The sequence below is a fragment of the Phaeobacter italicus genome (genome assembly GCF_019801785.1).
Lineage (GTDB): Bacteria > Pseudomonadota > Alphaproteobacteria > Rhodobacterales > Rhodobacteraceae > Phaeobacter > Phaeobacter italicus.
In genome coordinates, this window is record NZ_JAHVIJ010000005.1 from 276,457 (window position 1) to 296,239 (window position 19,783).

At 58.1% G+C, this 19,783-nt stretch carries 16 protein-coding genes, 2 tRNA genes and 1 riboswitch; of the genes, 9 read left to right on the forward strand and 9 right to left on the reverse strand.

Annotated features, from left to right (window positions below):
• Window positions 1–7: 7 nt before the first annotated feature.
• Complete coding sequence (locus KUV39_RS14005) at window positions 8–445, reverse strand: 6,7-dimethyl-8-ribityllumazine synthase (RefSeq protein WP_050674147.1); 438 nt, start codon at window positions 443–445, stop codon at window positions 8–10.
• Between the two features lie 80 nt (window positions 446–525).
• Window positions 526–675, reverse strand: a riboswitch (FMN riboswitch).
• Window positions 676–770: 95 nt separating this feature from the next.
• On the opposite strand from KUV39_RS14005, the gene KUV39_RS14010 reads away from it, so the two are divergent.
• From KUV39_RS14010 to KUV39_RS14025, 4 genes are all read left to right on the forward strand, one after another.
• On the forward strand, window positions 771–1,478 hold the full coding sequence (locus KUV39_RS14010; protein ID WP_222460045.1) for an SDR family NAD(P)-dependent oxidoreductase: 708 nt from the start codon (window positions 771–773) through the stop codon (window positions 1,476–1,478).
• Between the two features lie 322 nt (window positions 1,479–1,800).
• Window positions 1,801–2,361: a ubiquinol-cytochrome c reductase iron-sulfur subunit gene (gene petA / locus KUV39_RS14015; protein WP_008561240.1), complete on the forward strand. Its 561-nt coding sequence runs from the start codon at window positions 1,801–1,803 to the stop codon at window positions 2,359–2,361.
• Window positions 2,362–2,372: 11 nt separating this feature from the next.
• On the forward strand, window positions 2,373–3,707 hold the full coding sequence (gene petB / locus KUV39_RS14020) for a cytochrome b (protein WP_008562385.1): 1,335 nt from the start codon (window positions 2,373–2,375) through the stop codon (window positions 3,705–3,707).
• 18 nt (window positions 3,708–3,725) lie between these two features.
• Window positions 3,726–4,517, forward strand: a complete 792-nt coding sequence (locus tag KUV39_RS14025; RefSeq protein WP_008563132.1) for a cytochrome c1 — start codon at window positions 3,726–3,728, stop codon at window positions 4,515–4,517.
• 223 nt (window positions 4,518–4,740) lie between these two features.
• On the opposite strand, the gene KUV39_RS14030 is transcribed toward KUV39_RS14025, so the two are convergent.
• The 3 genes from KUV39_RS14030 to dapF are packed head-to-tail and all read right to left on the reverse strand — an operon-like array spanning window position 4,741 to window position 7,416.
• On the reverse strand, window positions 4,741–5,262 hold the full coding sequence (locus KUV39_RS14030) for a chloramphenicol phosphotransferase CPT family protein (protein WP_222460046.1): 522 nt from the start codon (window positions 5,260–5,262) through the stop codon (window positions 4,741–4,743).
• A gap of 46 nt (window positions 5,263–5,308) precedes the next feature.
• Complete coding sequence (gene mtaB / locus KUV39_RS14035; RefSeq protein ID WP_222460047.1) at window positions 5,309–6,574, reverse strand: tRNA (N(6)-L-threonylcarbamoyladenosine(37)-C(2))-methylthiotransferase MtaB; 1,266 nt, start codon at window positions 6,572–6,574, stop codon at window positions 5,309–5,311.
• Window positions 6,571–7,416, reverse strand: coding sequence for a diaminopimelate epimerase (dapF, locus tag KUV39_RS14040; protein ID WP_222460048.1), 846 nt, complete (start codon window positions 7,414–7,416; stop codon window positions 6,571–6,573). The genes mtaB and dapF overlap by 4 nt, the downstream gene beginning before the upstream one ends.
• A gap of 211 nt (window positions 7,417–7,627) precedes the next feature.
• Here dapF and KUV39_RS14045 point away from each other — a divergent pair.
• Both KUV39_RS14045 and KUV39_RS14050 read left to right on the forward strand, forming a co-directional pair.
• Window positions 7,628–7,703 (forward strand) — tRNA-Lys (locus KUV39_RS14045).
• A gap of 317 nt (window positions 7,704–8,020) precedes the next feature.
• Complete coding sequence (locus tag KUV39_RS14050) at window positions 8,021–8,467, forward strand: terminase small subunit (RefSeq protein WP_222460049.1); 447 nt, start codon at window positions 8,021–8,023, stop codon at window positions 8,465–8,467.
• Window positions 8,468–8,618: 151 nt separating this feature from the next.
• Here KUV39_RS14050 and KUV39_RS14055 read toward each other — a convergent pair whose 3' ends face one another.
• The 5 genes from KUV39_RS14055 to KUV39_RS14075 form a co-directional block, all read right to left on the reverse strand.
• Entirely contained in the window at window positions 8,619–10,700 is a 2,082-nt protein-coding gene (locus tag KUV39_RS14055) for an AAA family ATPase (protein WP_222460050.1), read from the reverse strand.
• Between the two features lie 3 nt (window positions 10,701–10,703).
• Window positions 10,704–10,901 (reverse strand): hypothetical protein, encoded by a 198-nt coding sequence (locus tag KUV39_RS14060; protein WP_222460051.1) that lies wholly within the window; start codon window positions 10,899–10,901, stop codon window positions 10,704–10,706.
• A gap of 359 nt (window positions 10,902–11,260) precedes the next feature.
• Window positions 11,261–12,184 carry a restriction endonuclease gene (locus tag KUV39_RS14065; RefSeq protein ID WP_222460052.1) on the reverse strand — a complete coding sequence of 308 codons (924 nt, stop codon included), beginning with the start codon at window positions 12,182–12,184 and terminating at the stop codon, window positions 11,261–11,263.
• A 20-nt stretch (window positions 12,185–12,204) separates the two neighbouring features.
• Complete coding sequence (locus tag KUV39_RS14070; RefSeq protein WP_222460053.1) at window positions 12,205–15,642, reverse strand: class I SAM-dependent DNA methyltransferase; 3,438 nt, start codon at window positions 15,640–15,642, stop codon at window positions 12,205–12,207.
• Window positions 15,643–16,050: 408 nt separating this feature from the next.
• A complete protein-coding gene (locus tag KUV39_RS14075; protein ID WP_222460054.1) occupies window positions 16,051–17,328 on the reverse strand; it encodes a tyrosine-type recombinase/integrase in 1,278 nt (425 codons plus the stop codon).
• 122 nt (window positions 17,329–17,450) lie between these two features.
• Here KUV39_RS14075 and KUV39_RS14080 point away from each other — a divergent pair.
• From KUV39_RS14080 to KUV39_RS14090, 3 genes are all read left to right on the forward strand, one after another.
• Window positions 17,451–17,532, forward strand: a tRNA-Ser gene (locus KUV39_RS14080).
• A 218-nt stretch (window positions 17,533–17,750) separates the two neighbouring features.
• Window positions 17,751–18,446, forward strand: coding sequence for a fumarylacetoacetate hydrolase family protein (locus KUV39_RS14085; RefSeq protein ID WP_222460055.1), 696 nt, complete (start codon window positions 17,751–17,753; stop codon window positions 18,444–18,446).
• Between the two features lie 277 nt (window positions 18,447–18,723).
• On the forward strand, window positions 18,724–19,767 hold the full coding sequence (locus KUV39_RS14090) for a TRAP transporter substrate-binding protein (protein WP_222460056.1): 1,044 nt from the start codon (window positions 18,724–18,726) through the stop codon (window positions 19,765–19,767).
• Window positions 19,768–19,783: the final 16 nt, after the last annotated feature.

Below are 19,783 nucleotides of genomic sequence, written 5' to 3' on the forward strand. Positions count from 1 at the left end.
AAGGGGCCTAAGCGCCGAGCGCCTCTTGGCGGGTTTTGGTGATCATCAGCGCAGCGTTTGCGGCTTCACGTCCCTTGTCGACGAAATGCGCGCGGTAGATGGCGTTGTGGTGATCGGTTTCCTGATAATGGTGCGGTGTCAGGGACACGGACAGGACCGGCACGTTGGTTTCCATCCCGGCTTGCATCAGGCCATCCACGACAGCCTGCGCGACGAAATCGTGGCGATAGATCCCGCCATCCACCACAAAGGCGGCACAGGCGATGGCCGAGTATTTGCCGGTCTTGGCCAGCTCTTTGGCGAGCAAGGGCATTTCAAATGCACCGGGAACGTCGAACACGTCGATTTGCTCAGCCGGGATCAGCTCCTGGAAACCATCCAGCGCGCGATCCACGATGTCCGCATGCCAGCGGGCTCTGATAAACGCGAAACGGGTGTGTGTCATGATCGATAACTCCTATAGGTTTGACACGTCACCCAAGGCGATCACGAGTGATAAGGGCACACGTCACCCGTGGCCCTGTCACACGTTCTCTTCCATCCGGACTATGACCGTCGGCTCTGGAATCGCACCAGATCTGCTGACACTTCCAAATACATGAAAGCCGCTCGCGGGCTTGCGGGACTGGCCCGCTTACCGCCGGTGGGGAATTCCGCCCCGCCCTGAGAACAGGGTGAGCATTGCCAATTTGCGCCCGCAAGATCAAGAGTGTCGCAGCGACAGAAAGACAGCGGGCCCGATTGCATGGTCTGCGGAAAAGGAGACAGCGATGAATTTGACGGGAAAGCGGGTCATCGTGACCGGTGGCAGCGATGGTATCGGGCGCCACATCTGCCTGAAACTGGCAGATCAGGGCTGCGCGATCGCGATTGTGGGGCGCAATCAGGCGCGTCTGGATGCGGTGGTGGCCGAGTGCAAGGCGCGCGGTGCCGCAGAGGCACGGGCCTATACGGCGGATCTGACCGATGCGGCGGCAATCGAACAGACTGCTGCGGCGATGCTGGATGATTTTGGCGGCATGGATATCCTGATCAACAATGCAGGCATCTGGCACAAGGCGGGTCCGCTGGACAGCATTGATGCCGACATGCTGGTGGCAACGGTGCAGACCAATCTGACCGCTCTGATGCAGCTGACCCGCCATGTGCTGCCGGTTCTGCGGCAGCAGGAAGAGGCCGCGATCCTGAATGTTGCGTCGAAATCGGGTGTTGTGGCGCAGGCGGGGCAGTCGGTTTATTCTGCCACCAAATACGGCGTGCGGGGCTTTACCGATGTGCTGAAGGTGGATGAGGCCGAAACCGGTGTCCGGGTTGCGGGGCTTTATCAGAGCGGCACCAACACCGGCATGTTCGCCAAGGCAGACGAAGACGTGCCCAACCACATCTTTACCGAGCCGGATGATCTGGCGGATGTTGTTGTTTTCATGCTGTCACGCCCGCCAAAGCTGTGGATGCATGAGGTGCGTGTCGAGCTCTGAGCGAGCTGTTCATCCGGATCGGGGTGGCGTGGCTGTCGCCATCCCGCAACAGGCCACATGACAGGACGATTCGCGCCCGAATTGGCGGGGCAGGCAAAGATCTTGCCCCTTGCGCCCCTTGAAATGGGCCGGATCGCTGCAAATATGTGATCCAGTTTGCAACAGTTCCATGCAATTACTTGAGGCTGCGTCCATCTGCGCGTCTATGACCGCTGGACGAAAGCCCTTCTCCCCGTTAGATACCCGCGATGAGTCACTGTGTCTTGAGCGCAGTGAATGCGCATGTTTGCCCTAAACGGGCGCTGGAATTGGAGAAAACCTCGTGTCCCACGCAGAAGACAACGAAGGAACCCGGAGAGATTTCCTCTACTACGCCACTGCTGGCGCCGGGGCAGTGACTGCGGGTGCCGCTATTTGGCCCCTGGTCAACCAGATGAACCCCTCGGCTGACGTTCAGGCTCTGTCCTCGATCATCGTGGACGTGAGCGGCGTGGAAGTCGGGACCCAGATCTCTGTCATGTTCCTTGGCAAGCCGGTGTTCATTCGCCGTCGTACCCAAGAAGAAATCGACGAAGCGCGTGCTGTCGATCTGGCAGAACTGCCCGATCAGCTGGACCGCAACGCGAACAAGCCGGGTCTGGATGCATCTGACGAAAACCGCACCCTTGATGACGCCGGTGAATGGCTGGTCATGATGGGTGTGTGTACCCACCTCGGCTGTGTGCCGCTCGGTGATGGTGCAGGCGAGTTCAATGGCTGGTTCTGCCCCTGCCACGGTTCGCACTACGACACCGCTGGTCGTATCCGCAAAGGCCCCGCGCCCGAGAACCTCCCGGTTCCGACTGCGGAGTTCATTGACGCAACGACCATCCAACTGGGATAAGGGAGGCACACATGTCCGGCATTCCGCACGATCATTACGAGCCGAAAACCGGTGGCGAGAAGTGGCTTCACAGCCGTCTGCCCATCGTCGGCCTGATCTACGACACAATCATGATCCCCACGCCCAAGAACCTGAACTGGTTGTGGATCTGGGGTATCGTTCTGGCCTTCTGTCTGGCCCTGCAAATCGTCACCGGTATCATCCTGGTGATGCACTACACCCCGCATGTGGATCTGGCTTTTGCCTCTGTTGAGCACATCATGCGCAACGTGAATGGCGGCTATATGATCCGCTATCTGCACGCCAACGGCGCCTCGCTGTTCTTTATCGCGGTCTACATCCACATCTTCCGTGGTCTGTACTACGGCTCCTACAAGGCCCCGCGCGAGATCACATGGATCATCGGCATGCTGATCTATCTGATGATGATGGGCACCGCCTTCATGGGCTACGTTCTGCCCTGGGGTCAGATGTCCTTCTGGGGTGCAACCGTTATCACCGGCCTGTTTGGCGCGATTCCGTTCATCGGTGAGCCGATCCAGACCCTGCTGCTTGGCGGTCCGGCCGTGGACAACGCGACCCTGAACCGCTTCTTCTCGCTGCACTATCTGCTGCCGTTCGTGATTGCTGGCCTCGTGATCGTTCACATCTGGGCGTTCCACACCACTGGCAACAACAACCCGACCGGTGTTGAAGTGCGTCGCACCTCCAAGGAAGACGCGGCAAAAGATACTCTGCCGTTCTGGCCGTATTTCGTGATCAAGGACTTCCTGGGTCTGGCCGTTGTTCTGGTGATCTTCTGGGCCATCGTCGGTTTCATGCCGAACTACCTGGGCCACCCGGACAACTATATCGAAGCCAACCCGCTGCAGACCCCTGCGCACATCGTTCCGGAATGGTACTTCCTGCCGTTCTACGCGATCCTGCGTGCCTTCACCTCCGAGGTCTGGGTTGTGCAGATCGCGTCCTTCGTGACCGGTGGCATCATCGACGCCAAGTTCTTTGGTGTTCTGGCGATGTTCGGCGCGATTGCTGTGATGGCGCTGGCACCTTGGCTGGACACCAGCCGCGTGCGTTCTGGCCGCTACCGTCCGCAGTTCAAGTGGTGGTTCCTGCTGCTGGTCATCGACTTCTTTGCCCTGATGTGGCTGGGTGCGATGCCTGCGGAAGAGCCCTATGCCTCCTTCTCGCTGATCGCATCGGCCTACTGGTTCGCTTACTTCCTGGTGATCCTGCCGCTCTTGGGTGTGATCGAGAAGCCGATTGCGACGCCGGAAACCATCGAAGCAGATTTCGATGCACACTACGGCAAGTCTGCTGGCGGCGACGCCACTCCTGCTGAGTAATTGAGAAGGACAGCAACCATGTTGAAAAAACTTGCAACCGGTGCCGCCTTCGCTCTGGCGCTCGTTCCTGCCGCATCTTTTGCGGCAGGCGGGGCAGGCCATGTCGAAGACTACGACTTCTCTTTTGAGGGTCCGTTCGGCACCTACGACACCAACCAGCTGCAGCGCGGCCTGCAGATCTACACCGAGGTCTGCGCAGCATGTCACGGTCTGAAGCAGGTGCCGATCCGCACTCTGTCTGATGAAGGTGGCCCGAATCTGCCTGCAGATCAGGTCCGCGCCTACGCGGCTGACAACTTCAGCGTTTATGATCCGGAACTGGACGAAGATCGCCCTGCGATCCCGACCGACCACTTCCCGGAAAACAACAACGCTGGCGCACCTGACCTGTCTCTGATGGCAAAGGCACGCGCGGGCTTCCACGGTCCTTACGGCCTGGGTCTGAACCAGATGTTCAAAGGCATGGGTGGCGCAGAATACATCGCGTCGCTGCTGGCGGGCTACACTGGCGAAACCAAGGAAGAAGCTGGCACCACCTTCTATGAGAACACTGCCTTCCCCGGTGGCTGGATCTCTATGGCACCGCCGCTGTCGGATGAGCAGGTCGAATTCATCGACGGCGCACCGAACGATCTGGAAAGCCTGTCCAAGGACGTGTCGGCCTTCCTGATGTGGACGGCTGAACCCAAGATGATGGCGCGCAAGCAGGCCGGTTTTGTGGGTGTTCTGTTCCTGACGGTTCTGTCGGTTCTGCTTTATCTGACCAACAAGCGTCTGTGGGCACCGCACAAAGGCAAGAAAACCAGCTAAGCCGGTTTTCCTTCCGACAAGATCGACACCCCCGCAAATGACCTTTGCGGGGGTTTCTTTTTGCCGCTGAGAGAAGGGGCGCTGCCCCTCTGCCCTTGCGGGCATTCACCCCGGAGTATTTGCGGAAAGATGAGAACGCCCCCGGGGGGTGACGCCGTACCAAGTGTGGGGGCAGGTGGCCTGCCGGGACCCCCGGGCGGGAGGTGGCAGTTGCTGTGGGGGATCAGCTGAAGAACCGGGAGCGAGGCCTGGGCCCGTCCAGATGGGTCAGGAGCAGCTGCGCCATGTCCTCGACCGGGGTGCTGCCGTCAAACGTCAGGTCGTAGTGCAATCCATCATGAACATGGGCTGCATCCTGTGCGGCGCTGCCGATGGGCCTGTTTTCCCGTGCTGCCTCGCGCTGTGTGAGCGCAGCGAGGGAGGGGGTAAGGCCGACAAAAAGCACGTCATGCGGGGCAAAGAGCGTCTGCAACTGGGTATGCCAGCCGACGGTGTCGAGAATATGCTCCACAATCAGATCGCACCCCGCGTCGGCAAAGCCTGCGAGCATGCGATGGAAGCCATCAAAGAAAGCAGGTCGCGCGGCAGGCCAGTTGGCATAGGCGTCAGGACGCCAAGCGCCGCTGTCGCGCAGATGGTCGATCGAGAGGTGCAGGAAGGGTGTTGCCGACTTTGCACGTATGGCAGACGCCAACGTGGATTTGCCGCTGCTGGACGGGCCGTGGAGAAAGAGAATGCGCGCCATGCTTGGGGCCCCTTTCCTGTCCTGCTTTGCGGTGCCGGGTCTCGGTCTAGACTGTCAGCTGGGCGCCCTGAATGCCAGTGGGCGTTGCGGTGACGATCTGCCCCTCGATCTGGGGTGTGGCAAAGGTCACTTCGGTAAACTGTTCCGTGCGCCCCATATGGGGGTTTTCCATCAGGATGTGATGGGTCCGCCCGACCTGGGCGGCGAGATGGGCCTGCACCTGCGCATCACCTGCGGCCCGCAGCCGGGCGGCGCGGTCCTTGATCACGGTGCCATTGACCTGATTGGGAATGCGGGCTGCTGGGGTGCCTTCGCGTTTGGAGTAAGGGAAGACGTGCAGCCAGGTGAGATTGCAGTCCTTCACCAATTTGAGCGAGTTCTCAAAATGCGCGTCGGTTTCGGTGGGGAACCCTGCAATGATATCGGCCCCATAGGTCATATCAGGGCGTAGGCGCGAGGCCTCCTCCGTAAAGCGGATGGCGTCGTCGCGCAGGTGGCGGCGGGCCATGCGTTTCAGAATCAGGTCGTCGCCGTGCTGCAGTGACAGATGCAGGTGCGGCATGAGACGAGATTCGGTGGCGATGGCCTGCATCAGGTTCTCATCCACCTCGATCGAATCAATCGATGAGATCCGCAGGCGTGGCAGATCCGGGACCAGTTTCAGAATGCGCATCACCAGATCGCCCAGCTTTGGCGTGGCGGGAAGGTCTGCGCCCCAGGACGTGAGATCAACACCGGTGAGCACCACCTCGTTGAACCCCTTGTCCACCAGGCGCTTGATCTGATCGACCACCACGCCTGCGGGAACAGACCGGGAATTGCCCCGGCCATAGGGGATGATGCAGAAGGTGCAGCGGTGATCGCAGCCGTTCTGGACCTGCACATAGGCGCGGCTGCGGGTGCCGAAGCCATCAATCAGATGGCCGGCGGTTTCGGTGACCGACATGATGTCATCCACCTGCACCTTTTCCGTTGTGCCAATGAAATCCGGGCCCTTGGCGATCTGCTGCCAGGTCTTTGGCTGCATTTTCTCGGTGTTGCCGATGACCTGTGTGACCTCTTCCATCGCGGCAAAGGTTTCCGGTTCGGTCTGAGCGGCGCAGCCGGTGACGATGATTGGCGCATCCGGGTTTTCACGGCGCAACTTGCGAATCTCCTGGCGGGCCTTGCGCACAGCCTCTGCGGTGACGGCGCAGGTGTTCACCACGACCGCATTCTGAAGCCCAGCCTGCTGGCTCAGCTCCTTCATGGCTTCGGTTTCATAGGCGTTCAGCCGACAACCGAGTGTTGTGAACTTTGGGGGATTGGTCACTTGGAGAGGCTTTCGAGGAATTCGCGGGTAAAATGGCCATCGGCCACATGCATGGTGGGTCCGGTCATCCAGACACCATCGTCACGCCAGTCGACCCAGAGGGTGCCCCCGTCCAGATCAATCTGCACCTTGTGCCCGGTCAGTCCGCGACGCACAGCGGCCACGGCGGTGGCACAGGAGGAGGAGCCGGAGGCAAGTGTAATGCCGACACCGCGTTCCCAGACGCGCATCCGCAGATGATCGGGGCCAACCACATGGGCGACCTGCACATTCGTGCGTTCGGGATAAAGCGGATGATGTTCGTAACGGGCGCCAAACTCGGCCAGGGGAATCACCTCTGCATTCTCCACAAAGAAGGTGCAGTGGGGGTTGCCCATGCCTGTGGCTGTCGGGGTCCCTTCGATGGGGAGTTCGAGCGTATCGACATCCTCGGCCAGCGGGATGTCCTGCCAGTCGAGCTGGGGCTGACCCATGTTGACGGATGTGAGCCCGTTTCCGACATCTTCCGCCAGAAGGAGGCCGCGATCCGTGGTCAGGCGCAGTTTCGACGTGCCGCTTTCATCCAGCAGATAGCGGGCGATACAGCGGGTGGCATTGCCGCAGGCGCCGGAGGTCGACCCGTCCGCGTTGTAGAACGTCAGATGAGCGTCTTCATGGCCTTTGGTAATGACCGTCAGCTGATCAAAGCCGATGCCCATCTGTCGATGCGCGATTCCCTCGGCCATGGCCGGGGTAATGTCCCAGGACTGATCGCGCGCGTCCACGACAACGAAATCATTGCCAAGGCCGTGCATCTTCATAAAGGGCAGGCGGGTGTCGGATGCTGTGGTCATTTCGGGCATATAGACCCCCACCGAAGATGAATCCAGTCTTGTGGCAAGAAAGTTGAAAAAAGGGGTTGACCGTTCCTGCGCATACCCCTAGATACGCCGCCTATCGGGACACGGTGACTGACACAGACACAACGTTCCGAAGCAAATTAAGTACTTGATCCTTCTGGATTATGTCCTTAAAGAGCGAGCAAGGAACGACACAATGTTCCGATGAAGAAGTGGGCCGTTAGCTCAGTTGGTAGAGCAACTGACTTTTAATCAGTGGGTCGCAGGTTCGAATCCTGCACGGCTCACCACTTCCTCCAATAAAATCAAACCACTGAACACCAGCATAGCGCAAGACTTACGCCGATGCCCCGAATTTTTCGGAGTATTTTCGGATGAGAATAGGCGTTCTTGGTTTTTTGGGAGTAAGCGCGTTATTCCCGCGCCAAGGCGTTGGCGGCGCCCCCCCGGGGGGTATACCCCTCTCGCCGATGGGACTCCTGCACATATGCCTACCTCCCATCCCCTACGACCATCCGGAGCAGATCTGCGCAAACACTCAAAGGACGATTCGTTGGGGCGACTGGGCTAAGCTTAGCCCACCCCACACCCTTAGGAGACCTTTGTGATGGCCAAGCCCGATTGGGAGAAGCGTGCCCGGTTTGCGGAAGCATACGCTGATTCCGGCAACGCGACGCAGGCAGCGCTCAGCGCGGGTGTCCCGCAATCCTCTGCCCATAGCATGGGCTATAGATGGCTCCGCGACCCGCAAGTGACTGAGATGATCAGAAACGCCATGAATGACCGCCTGAAAGCCTTGGGACCTCAGGCGGTCGGTGTGATTGAGGAACTGCTGTTGAGCGAGAATGTCAGCCCTCAGCTGCGCCTACAGGCCGCTCGGGATGTGCTGGATCGTCTGGGTTGGGTCCCGCCTAAGCGCCCTGACCCAATCAGCGAGCCTGCGGAGCGAGAGCTGACAGAATTGTCGCGCTACGAGCTAGAAACGCTCGCATCGGGAAACCCATACATTCGATTGGATGATGAGTCCCTCAGAACTATTGCTTGTCAGTCGTGACGCCAAACACCCTCTCTCAACCAGCTCTTGAGGGTGGTTTTGGTTTTTCTTTGGCAGATACGGACTGCACCCGAACGAACGAAACGGTCCCCTAAAGGGAACCGTTCCGTTCGTACCCGCTGCTTTGCAGTTGAGATGGGTGCGACTGAAGTTACGAAACACGGGGTTCGTGCTTCGAGGTGATAGACAGGCAGGTGCCATCATCGACAATCTGCCCCATGTTTTTGAGAGCGACCAAAGCTTCGTGCACAGCACGCTTCCCCTGTTTGGGGGTGCCTTTCCCCATCTGGGGCGCAGCCCGCTCAATAAATGCATCCCGCTTCACTTGCGCCTCATAGGCAGGGTCCGCACAGTGAGGTTTAGCTGTCTCAGACAGAAACTCTTCCAGTAAACGCAGGACCTTTACCTGATTTTTGCCTTTGACCTTCCTTGCCCCCGCTGCCTCCCCCGACTCCAAGAAAGCCGCATAGCAGGTCGTTTTCTCATCGCCATCCGCATCAACACCAAGGACATAGGGCTCCAGCTGGAAAGGCAGCTCAGCTTCGCCTTCAAGGTTTCGTTGCTTCTTGGATTGGATGAAGCAGAGCCCATCCTTCTTCCCGCAAAAGAGTTCAGTATCCACAGCCCCGCGAAGGGATGAACTGCCACGGGCACCACGTTCAACATCTTTGCCGGTATGGTGTACCAGCATGACACTTGACCCAGTGGCCCTGCGAATGAGGTCCACACGTTTGTAAACAGTATTCATATCTTTCGCAGTATTTTCATCTGCGTTGCCGATGGACCGAGCCAGGGTGTCGATGACAATCAAAGCAGGGCAGACGTCGGCACCCAAGATATCGTTACAAAGCTGCACGATTGCCTGCACATCGATGTCGTCACTAAACAGATCGATAGTCTCCGTGACGAGGTAGAGGTTGGCACTAGGGCCATTCGGTAAAGCAATCAGGCGATTCATGAGTGCGCGTCCGCCCTCAGATGCAATGTAGAGGACAGGCCCGCCCTTCACGCGGTGTCCATTCCACTCCGTACCCTTAGCAATGTGATTGGCGATATGGAGGGCGGCAAACGTCTTCCCAACGTTCGAAGGACCGTAAAGCACCGAGGTTTCATTGCGAAGCAACCAGTTTTTGATAAGGTAGTCGCTGCCCAGGTTCGGCTCGACCTGATCCCCGGAAACGGTGTTGGACTGAAGAACCGATACACGCTGCCTGACACGTCCCTCTGCCTCAGACAACGCAGGGGAAGTCCCGTGAGCGACGGTCAGCGGCGAGGCATCACCACCCCCCTCAGATCGCAACAGACCGCTGACGTCAGGCATTCCGTGGCTGACAGAAGGATTATGGCGCTGGTGGATCGCGCTGAGGTCAGCACCAAACCTCGCCGCTTTGGCCGCGATATAAGGAGTGCCTGCCGACTTGTGAGACGACAGCGTTTTCCAGATACGGTCAACTTCGCCGGACTTATACTTCTCCCCACCAGAGGACCAGCGATCAGCCAATTCAAGCCCCGCGCTGGAACCTTGCGTGGCGGCATATACCGCGCCAAGAACTGGCAGCCATTCCGGGCGAGAAATGTCAGGAGGAATATACCAGAGCAGCTCCCGCAACTCTGCCAAAGACGTTTCGCCCTTCACCGTATCCTCATCGTAGAGTAACGGCGAAGTCGGCTCTTCCACAGGCGGCAGTCCCTTCGAAACGAGGCCAGGCCAATGCGGCATAGGCGCAATCTCATGGCCAACGTCGACCCATTGGTACTGACCAAGAGTCTGAGCCCGTTTCGAGATGGCCATGGCAGGCGGGGCAAGAACATAACCGCGATATTTCAAATCCACCCCAGGGCACAGCTGCCCTGCAGGGGCGGCACCCTCCTCTGCCCGGAAGTAGAGATGCCGCCCGCCGCTCGGCGTCGTAGCCGCGAGGGTCTGCGGCTCTTCGAGGCCGTGCTTTGCCAGAAAGACCTCGTAGGCCTCAGGGTCATCGATATCGACAACAATCAGCCTGGACATCTCGCAGGCAACAGCCGGTTGTGCGTCCAGCAAATCCTGCGCCCAAATGAAAACCTCGGCGAGGTCCCTTGTCGCATCCTTGTATCCATGCGGAGTGAAAGGCTGCTTGTTCTGCCGACAGGGGAACACGAAGAACCCCCTGTCGATCAGTTCCTTGCAAGCTTGATAGAACTCCAGAGCACTACCGCTCAGATGCTCTTCGCGGGGATCGGTCGACCGCTCCATCACTCAGCCCCCCTGCTTCATGCCAGGAGAGTTGGCCAGTTTCTGGGCCGCATACTCCAAGGCTTCCCTGACGTTCAGCACTGCCTTCTTGTTCGGGTGCCTTGCGACCAGAGGCCACGTCCGGATCGTGCGCGCTGTGACCGGGAAGTAGAGCCGGGTGACAAGATCAGCCACCGTGGCCCGGTCGGCGTATTTAGGCAAAATGCCTCCGCATTCGCAGAAGACGGGATTCGTTTTGACGGGTGTCGTCATGCTTTGACCTTTGCTGGTTTCCTCTGGTCACCAGCAAACCAGTCCGGCCAAGTATCGGTCGTCCTCATCGGGGAGCTTTTTTCGGGGAAACACCATAAGTGACTGACAAGTATAAATTCTTTTTCCGTCTTTATTGGAGAAATGCGAAACTCAGCTATCAGGGCGGTGGACCGTTTCGGCGAATCACTAGCTCTACGCACAGAAGTTTGCTTGCCAGGGATAAGCCATCAAACCGCTGCTGGCCGGTTGTCATTCAAGGGGCGTGCATGGCGGGACAGGCACTTGAACGACAAGCCCCCCAAAAAAACTCAAACGCCATCAAACCAATGGGCATCTACAGTCACTTGTTCGACCATCTCGGTTTGCACACCTAACTTGTTGGCTTTCAACAAGTCACACAGGCGTTCACCATCTATCAAGTCGATGGCCTTTGCCCCATCGCGCGTCGCTTCCTCTGAGGCTTGGCTCGTAAAGTGGCCGGTGGTGATAAACAGGCCCTTGTCGGCGCGGCCTTCCAATGCACCGCGAAAATCCCGGATCTCTTTGGAGCCTACGCTGCCCTTGTAGCGCTTGCACTGGAAGTAGACCTGGAAGGAAACCAGGTTAACCCGTAGAACCCCGACGCCATCAATGCCACCATCACCGGATTTGCCGCGCACTTCGACCTTCACGAAACCGGCCTCTCGCAACAGTCTTTGTGCCAAGCGCTCAAAGGCGTCGGGCTGCATGGCTTTCATGACATCCAACAGGCTGGACTTCCAGTCGTCGCGAGTATCCGGATCTTCTTCGCTCGTTGTTTCAACCTCAGACGTTTTGCGCTTTTGCTCGTTACGCTTTGCTTGCAGCCGGTCGCGTTCCTTTTGGCGCTTTGCTTTGGCTCGTTCTTTTTCCTCTTGCGTGACCTGATCATAAATTGCGCGCGTCGAGGCAACATCCAGTATTTTGGCCCCAGTTTCCGTCAAGGCCCAGACACCACGCGCCGAGTTCTCTAGCGCTCCGCCGCGTTTCAGATAGGTGCGCGCCCAGGACAGATAGTAGTTCACCCGTGGGCCACTGTTATTGGCCATCATGTAGCTTTGTTCAGCTTCGGTGACGCCTTCGAGCGAAATCACCTCTTCATCCAGCTCCTGGATGGTGGCAGAGCCGCCAAGCTTGCGCAGCGCCTCGACTGTGGCCAGCATCATTCCCGGTAGATCGGGAAGGCTGTTTTGGTCGATCTCAAATCTGCGCATGGCGTGCTTCCATCATGGCGCTAGGCCGCATATTTTCCGTCCTCTGTTCTGTCCGCTTGCCCCAGGGCCGCCAAACTTTCGAGCAAAGGCTGCACGGCTGTGGTGCGGGCGCGGGCAAAGCGGCGGGCGATTTGTTCGGGGGAGGCCTCGCCCAGCTCCACCAGAGCCTCGCGCACGGCGGCGATTTGATCGGGGAGGCCTTTGGGCCATGGGGCCTTTTCCACCTTGGCAACAACGCCCAGATCCAGATCGGCGGTTTTGCCTTTTTCGATCTTCGCGCCGGTCGGGTTTTGATAGTCGGGCCGCAGCCAGCGGATATGGCCTGCGGCCTCTTCGGCGGCGCGTTCTTTATTGAGGTCCACCAGCCGCATCAGGATCTCTTCGTCGCTGAGGTCGCATGGCCAGCCATAGGCATCGGCCACGGCGGCGTCGATTTGATCATGCAGATCGCGTAAGATGCCGATGAGGCCTTGGTCGTAGATCTCTTTGTCCTTGCCCGCGATGGTGTCGCCTGCGCGGAGTTTTTCCAGCACGTTATACATCTGGGTCAGCGTCAGTTTCGGATGCGCCGCCTGTTGGCTTTTGCGATGCGCGTCCAGCTCTTCGCCCAGGGCGCGGAGGAGGGTGCGCTGGTCATCGGTGAGGTCGGGGAAGGGGAACGGGTCGAAGCAACGTGAATGAGTATAGACTGGGTCATTTCCTACTCCTTGCATTCCTCCTGTTGCGTCTGACCAGGTCGTATGGAAGCGACTAGATAGACAAGCCAAAATGGATGCATCGGATGATGCAACGATCCTCAGCTTTTGGTCAGGTAAAACTGCACTGGAAAGGAAGCTGAAAGTACGATGCTTAGAAGTTTCCACGGTCGCAATGAATCTAGATATGCCAACTTGGGCGCGACGCAGGTCTTGATTGCTGCGTCTGTGAAGCCACCATTTCTCGCGGAGATCTTTGTCTCGGTTTGCGTCCCGGAAGGGTTTCACATTGTCCAAAAGCCACTGAAAGACGCTGGGAGCTTCGGAGCGCAATTCTTGTTCGGTCATTGGAAATGCGTCGATCACGAGCCGGTCCAGTATGCCAGCTGTAAGCTCTCGCCCATTGCAATATGGCCTCAATAGGCCTTTGGGCAACGGTTCATTGCATTCTAGCTGCTTTGCGACGGCCTTAGACACAACCATGCCTTCGCCATGTGGTATGACACCCATAAATCCAAGGCCCAAGTTTGAATTTAGCTTCTGACCATCTGAAAGGTTTGCCCCAACTTTCAAATTGGCCCAAATTCTCCCAATTTGATGGTCAAAACTTACCACACGCCCGTCTATGTCTTCATTGTCTTTGCTTTCACGGATCACCGTCAGCAAGTTCCCTGCACGATTGCCTGCGGCTCCGACGGTCATGGCGATGCGCACCGCCGCCCCATAGAGCGTATCGACCCAAGGGTGATCTGGCACAGCAAACAGCAGCGACAGAGGCTTTTTCGGATCTTTCAAATGCGGCTCCAACACACGCCGATTGAACGTTTGGCGCAGGGAGTTGGTGGTGATCAAGCCAAAACGCCGGGTGCCGACACGGGTCTTGACGTTGAACGCCCGCGCCATCAGCGCGGCCTTCTCCCACCAGAACATCACCAGATCGGCGCTTTGCGGCATTTTGGGATAGGCGGACCACAGCGCCTCCACATAGCCATCGCCCAGGGCGTCGCGCATCCGCTTGTTGCCAATAAAGGGCGGGTTGCCGACGATGAAGGTGGCCTTGGGCCAAGTGGTGGCTTTGGGTTTGGCATAGTCATAGACCTGCACTTGGGCGGCGGGGTCTGGCACCTCTTCCCCGGTGACTTGGTGACGCACAGTGGTCACCCCATCCCAACGGGTCACAGGCGCGCCAGTGTCATCCAGACGCGGCGTGCGCTCGGACCACTCCAGCACCGCATCGCGGTTTTCAATATTCTTGAAGTCGCGCAAAACGGGCTCGGACGGGGCGGCAATGCCATGGGTGCGGTAGTGCCATTGCAGATAGCCAATCCACAGCACCAGCTCTGCCACGTTGGCGGCCCAGGTATTCAGCTCAATCCCCAAAAACTGATGCGGGTCCACGGTGATAAAGCTGGTTTGTGTTTCGCCTAGCTCCTCCATCAGGCTGGTGACCTCGCCCTCCAGCCGTTTCATCATCTCCAAGGCGACATAAAGAAAGTTGCCCGATCCACAGGCGGGGTCCAACACACGCACCTCACACAGGTCGTGGTGAAAGTCCTTGACCAGTTTCAACGCCTGATCGGTCTTGCCATCGGCGTTCAGGCGTTGCACCGCGATCTGCACGTTGCGCCAATCGTCGCGCAGGGGCTCCATGATCGTGGGGGTGACAAGGCGTTCGACATAGGCCCGCGGCGTGTAATGCGCCCCCAGCTTGTGGCGTTGCTTGGCATCTAGCGCGCGTTCCAACAGGGTGCCAAAGATCGCGGGTTCAACCTGTTTCCAATCGGCCTCAGCGGCTTCGATCAAGAGACCAAGTTGGAGATTGTCCAACGGCAGGGCATCGGCATCCTTGAACAACCCGCCGTTAAAGCGTTTCAGGTCTTGGGTAAGCACGGGGGAAAAACCGCCGGTGTTCATCGTTTGCCACAGGCTTTTGAGCGTCGGCTGGGCATGTTCCGGATGGCCGCGCAACTCTTTGAGCTTGGCAGTGAAGCTGCCGTAGGGGATCAGATCGACATCTTCGGCAAACATGGAAAATAGGCAGCGCATTAGGAACCGGGCGACGGTTTCGCTATCATGGCCCTGTCCCTCAAAGCTCTTGCCCAGCTCGGCCAAATGTTCAGCAATATCGCGGGTGACTTCGGCGGATTTAAGCGAGGGGTCCAGGCTTTGCGGATCGCTCCAAATGGCACGCAACAGGTCCAATGTCTCGGGCTGTCGCAGGTCTTCCAGATAAATTCGATACCGGTTGCCATCGGGAAACTGGGTGTAGCCCTGTCCTTGGCCTGAAAAGTCGGAGTAAAGCTCAATCACATGGCCCACGTCGACGATCATCAGGAATGGAGGCCAGCCGTCCTCTTTTGACACGGCACGGGCGTAGTTGTCTGCTTGGGCGCGCGCTTTGAGCATGGTGTCGTCAAACTTGGCCGTGCCGCGTTTGCCATGTCCGGTTTGTTTGGGCGCGTCCTTGCCAAGGAACATCTCGAGGGTGTTTTTGTCTTTGGTCTCGGTTGAGGTGAACTGCTTTGCCTCAAGAATGAAGTGGCCTTTTTTGTAGAGATCAATGCGACCATTCCGTGTGCGACCCGTATGAGTCAGGGTGACGGGGCGTTCAAAACGGTAGTCGAGAAAATCGCCATCTTTGTCCGAGACGTAGGGACGTTCGACGCCCAAAATCTCAGTTAATTCAATTGCAAAACTCTGTGCAGTTGCCATTTCGCTACCGCCAGACATTTGCCAACGCTCAATAAATTTCTCGATATCCATGCAAGCCGCCAAAGGTTCAACTAACGGGGAGGTTGCGCACGAAACCAAATCGAGTTCAATCCCTACTCACCAGGTTTCAGCTTACCCAGAGGTGCCCTTACTGTCCGGTTGCGCCGAGTGAGACTGCTGGTGCGGAAATGAGGTGAAGGCCGAGTAGCCGCAGCGAACGGTTGCCCTGCCCGACATATAGATCGGTTACGTCAGCTTTGGGCTAACCGCCGTCATCCGGCTGCCAGGCTGGCATGCTCGTAGTTCCAGCGAGGATGCTCTTGCCCACAGAGACGCGCTGGGAGCGCCTTCCTGTTCCGGGGGTAGCTACCCATGCACAGCGTCTTCTATGGCAACTGTTGCCAGCCTCTCAAGCAGCCGTTTGGGTCTTCCCCCCTGTCTTCCCCGGCTGGCAGCCGCTCAGCGCAGCTCAGAAGCTCGTAGAGGCACCACACTGGCCTCAGAGGTCCATTCGCCGTGGTCAAGGGCATTTGACAGCAAGGCAGCCCAAGCGTCCATCAATCGCACCTTCTGGGGCCACAGGGCAGCCTGATTGTATGCGGCGATGACACCTGCCTTTGTTGCCGACTGTCGATGATTGAGCAGGGCGTCCGCGACAGAAGGGTCACCGATACCCTGATCTGCAAGAACCGTCATGAAAGTCCGGCGCAGGTCGTGAAATCTGAAGTCCTCAACCCCGGACCCCTTTCGGACTTTCTTCTTGAATGAGGTCCATGAGGTGTACCCTTTGCCCACGGCGGACATCGGGAAGACACGCGGGTCTTCGGTATCCACAGAGACATCCAGAAGGTCGGCGGCAATCTTCGGCAAGGGCATGGCAAACGCATCACCGTTCTTGGTCTTCTTGCCCGGCAGCACGAGTTTGGACTTGGCCAGTTGCACCTCATTGGCACGCAGCTCACAGAGTTCATTGAAACGAAGCGGCAGTACGATCAACGTGCGCAGGAAGCGCAGCTGCAACTCGGAAAGGCCGGTCGTATTCCAGAGCGATCTCACCTCTTCTGCGGTGTAAACGCGGGTTCGCGATGCAGGGGGTGACGGCCTAAGGCGCTTCGGGATCTTCTTGCAGGGGTTGGACGGGACGACCTCTCGCAGGACCAGCTCGTCAAAGAAGCGGCTCATTGCCCCAAGACGGTGTACGGCACAGGCCCGCCCTTTGTTCTTGTCCAGCATCCTGAGGACATCTTGAACTGTCACCTCCACAGGCGACATCCCTTCAGCCTGCATTTCCTTCAGGCCGTTCCGCAACGCGCCGCTTTCGGTTGTGATATGGCGTCGACTACCAGACACCGAAGACGCGATGTAGGCCTCAACAGCGTCCTGCATGGTGGTGGCCCTCGCATCCTCAATGGCGCGGGCGCGCTTTTCTGCCTTCTTGTCAGCAGCTGGATCGCCTCCACTGGAGACTTCGACCTTCAAGCGAGCAGCGGCGTTTCTGGCTTCAGCCGGGCTGTGAGAGGCTGTTGTGCCAATCTTGATCTTCTTGGTGGGGAACTGGCGACCATCCTCGCGAAAGCCGGTGGGTTTGTACTCCAGGTAGTAGGATGCGCTGCGAGGCCCTACTCGGAGCACAAGGCCCGAAACCTCTGTGTCGCGATAGGTGACAGCCTCCGTCCGGTTGGACAGAGCCCTGCTGATCATTGCGGTCGTGAACTTCGAGTGGAGTGTCTTGGGCATGGCAAACTTTTCGGATTATTTTCGGATAGATTCGCGTCGAGTCTTGTCAGAACAGTGACAGCTCGTGACTAAATACGTCAATAATTAATCTATTCTTTCAGTGCTTTATGTCGAAATCTGACGAGACGTGGCGAGTTGTGCCAGGAGTCTATCCACTGACTTTTAATCAGTGGGTCGCAGGTTCGAATCCTGCACGGCTCACCACTTCCTCCTTTTACCACTGAAAACCACCAGATGATCTGCAGACCAGCGCAGCTGTCGCTGCTGGGTGTTTCTCAGTGTTTTCCTGCAAAAATCCTGTGTTTTCGTGGCTCTGTGGTCGCGGGGGCCTCTCTGGGTTGCTAGGGTGCGGCGAGCGCTAACACGAAGCGGCGCGGCCTGCGGGCGGTTGCCGGCTTTGTTCCAGAGGTAAGGAGCCTGTGATGGTATCGCCAATGTTTGAGCTGCCTGCGATTCCCGTGATTCCGGTTGAGGGTCAGGAGGGCGGATTTCCGATTGGCCGAATCTTTTGTGTGGGGCGCAACTATGCTGCCCATGCGGCCGAGATGGGTGTCGAGGTCGATCGCGAAAAGCCGTTCTATTTCACCAAATCCGCAGCCAACGCGGTGTTGAGCGGGGCGGAGGTCTCTTATCCCAAGGGGACAGAGAATTTTCATCACGAGATGGAACTGGTGGTTGCGATTGGTCGCCCCCTTTCAGAGGTTTCGCCAACCGCGGCCCGTGCAGCCATTTTCGGCTATGGCTGCGCGCTGGATATGACGCGCCGCGATCTGCAGCTCAGCGAGCGCAAGAAACAGCGCCCCTGGAGCCTTGGGAAGGATCTGGAGGCGGGCAGCGTCTTTGCGCCGCTGACGCGAGCTGCAGAGTGGGGGCCGGTTGCTGATCAGCGAATCTGGCTGACGGTCAATGATGAACCGCGCCAAGACGCAACGCTGGCAGAGCTGGTCTGGTCGGTCGAAGAAATTCTATGCCACCTGTCTGGGTTCTACGATCTGCGGGCCGGGGATCTGATCATGACCGGAACGCCCGCTGGTGTCGGGCCTGTGGTGGCAGGAGACCGAATTGAGGGCGGCATCACGGGGCTGGGCAATGTCCGGCTGTCATTGTCGCCGTCGTGAGCGGGACGTATTTTTACGTATCCATATTTTTGTTGCGAATGTATTTCTGTAACGTATTTTTGTTTCAGAAAGCGGGCTCAGCCAAGTATGTTTGAAAAATCATGCGGCAGAAATGCATAATCATCTGTTGATGGTTACAAATGCACCTAATAGCTGAGGGTGTCAGGGGGCGCATTTGGATGTGGGCGATGCTTTGGCGGGCGCGTTGGGTTTGTTGCATCAGAGACATCTGAGCGCGATAGTTGAGAAAAGACATAGGGTCAGAGGGAGGAAACACATGACCACTCGGAGAAAGCTACTTGGCGCGGCTGGGGCCGTTGCTCTCATGGCGATGGGCGCGACGTCCGCCATGGCGCAGGAGGTGACGCTGAAGCTGCACCAGTTTCTGCCGGCTCAGGCCAATGTGCCCAAGCTGATTCTGGACGTCTGGGCGGACAAGGTGGAGGCCTCGTCCGATGGCCGCATCAAGATTGACCGCTATCCTTCCATGCAGCTGGGTGGCAAACCACCAGAGTTGATGGACCAGGCCATTGACGGTGTGGCGGATATCGTCTGGACCGTGGTGGGCTATACGCCTGGCCGCTACCCCTCGACCGAAGTTTTCGAACTGCCGTTCATGATGACCAATGCGCGCGCGGCGTCGCATGCCTATTGGGAAATGTTCGAAGAACACATGAAAGATGGCGAGTTCAAGGACGTGAAAATCCTTGGCACCTGGGTGCACGGCCCCGGCATCATTCACACCTCTGAGCCGGTTGAATCACCTGATGACCTGCGCGGCATGAAAATCCGCGGTGGTGGCCGTTCGGTGAATGCGCTGCTGACAGAGCTGGGGGCAACCCCGGTGGGCATGCCGGTTCCGGCTATCCCGGAAGCGCTGTCCAAGGGTGTGATCGACGGCACCACCATCCCGTGGGAAGTCACCGCTGCACTGAAAGTGCCGGAGCTGGTTGAAAACCACACCGAGTTCACTGGTCGCGCGCTTTACACGCTGACCTTTGTTCTGGCGATGAACAAAGACAAATATGAGAGCCTGCCGGACGACCTGAAAAAGGCCGTGGATGAAAACTCGGGTTTGGAATTCTCTGTCTTTGCGGGCGGCACTATGGCCGATGCGGATGGTCCATCGCGTGAGTTTGCGCTGGATGAGGGCAACAATGTCATCACGCTGGATGAAGAGCAGACAGCGATCTGGCGTGAAGCGGCACAGCCGATCTATCAGCAGTGGCTCGACGATATGAAAGCAAAAGGCGTCGATGGTGACGCGCTGCTGGAGCAGGCCACCTATCTGATCGACAAATACACCGCTCAGCACAACTAACTGAGCGCACGACCGG

Bases quoted from the DNA above. Each gene is read 5' to 3' on its own strand.
- KUV39_RS14005 (WP_050674147.1), bottom strand. From the start codon at position 445: ATGACACACACCCGTTTCGCGTTTATCAGAGCCCGCTGGCATGCGGAC.
- KUV39_RS14010 (WP_222460045.1), top strand. From the start codon at position 771: ATGAATTTGACGGGAAAGCGGGTCATCGTGACCGGTGGCAGCGATGGT.
- petB (WP_008562385.1), top strand. From the start codon at position 2,373: ATGTCCGGCATTCCGCACGATCATTACGAGCCGAAAACCGGTGGCGAG.
- KUV39_RS14025 (WP_008563132.1), top strand. From the start codon at position 3,726: ATGTTGAAAAAACTTGCAACCGGTGCCGCCTTCGCTCTGGCGCTCGTT.
- KUV39_RS14030 (WP_222460046.1), bottom strand. From the start codon at position 5,262: ATGGCGCGCATTCTCTTTCTCCACGGCCCGTCCAGCAGCGGCAAATCC.
- dapF (WP_222460048.1), bottom strand. From the start codon at position 7,416: ATGCCCGAAATGACCACAGCATCCGACACCCGCCTGCCCTTTATGAAG.
- KUV39_RS14050 (WP_222460049.1), top strand. From the start codon at position 8,021: ATGGCCAAGCCCGATTGGGAGAAGCGTGCCCGGTTTGCGGAAGCATAC.
- KUV39_RS14055 (WP_222460050.1), bottom strand. From the start codon at position 10,700: ATGGAGCGGTCGACCGATCCCCGCGAAGAGCATCTGAGCGGTAGTGCT.
- KUV39_RS14065 (WP_222460052.1), bottom strand. From the start codon at position 12,184: ATGCGCAGATTTGAGATCGACCAAAACAGCCTTCCCGATCTACCGGGA.
- KUV39_RS14070 (WP_222460053.1), bottom strand. From the start codon at position 15,642: ATGGATATCGAGAAATTTATTGAGCGTTGGCAAATGTCTGGCGGTAGC.
- KUV39_RS14075 (WP_222460054.1), bottom strand. From the start codon at position 17,328: ATGCCCAAGACACTCCACTCGAAGTTCACGACCGCAATGATCAGCAGG.
- KUV39_RS14085 (WP_222460055.1), top strand. From the start codon at position 17,751: ATGGTATCGCCAATGTTTGAGCTGCCTGCGATTCCCGTGATTCCGGTT.
- KUV39_RS14090 (WP_222460056.1), top strand. From the start codon at position 18,724: ATGACCACTCGGAGAAAGCTACTTGGCGCGGCTGGGGCCGTTGCTCTC.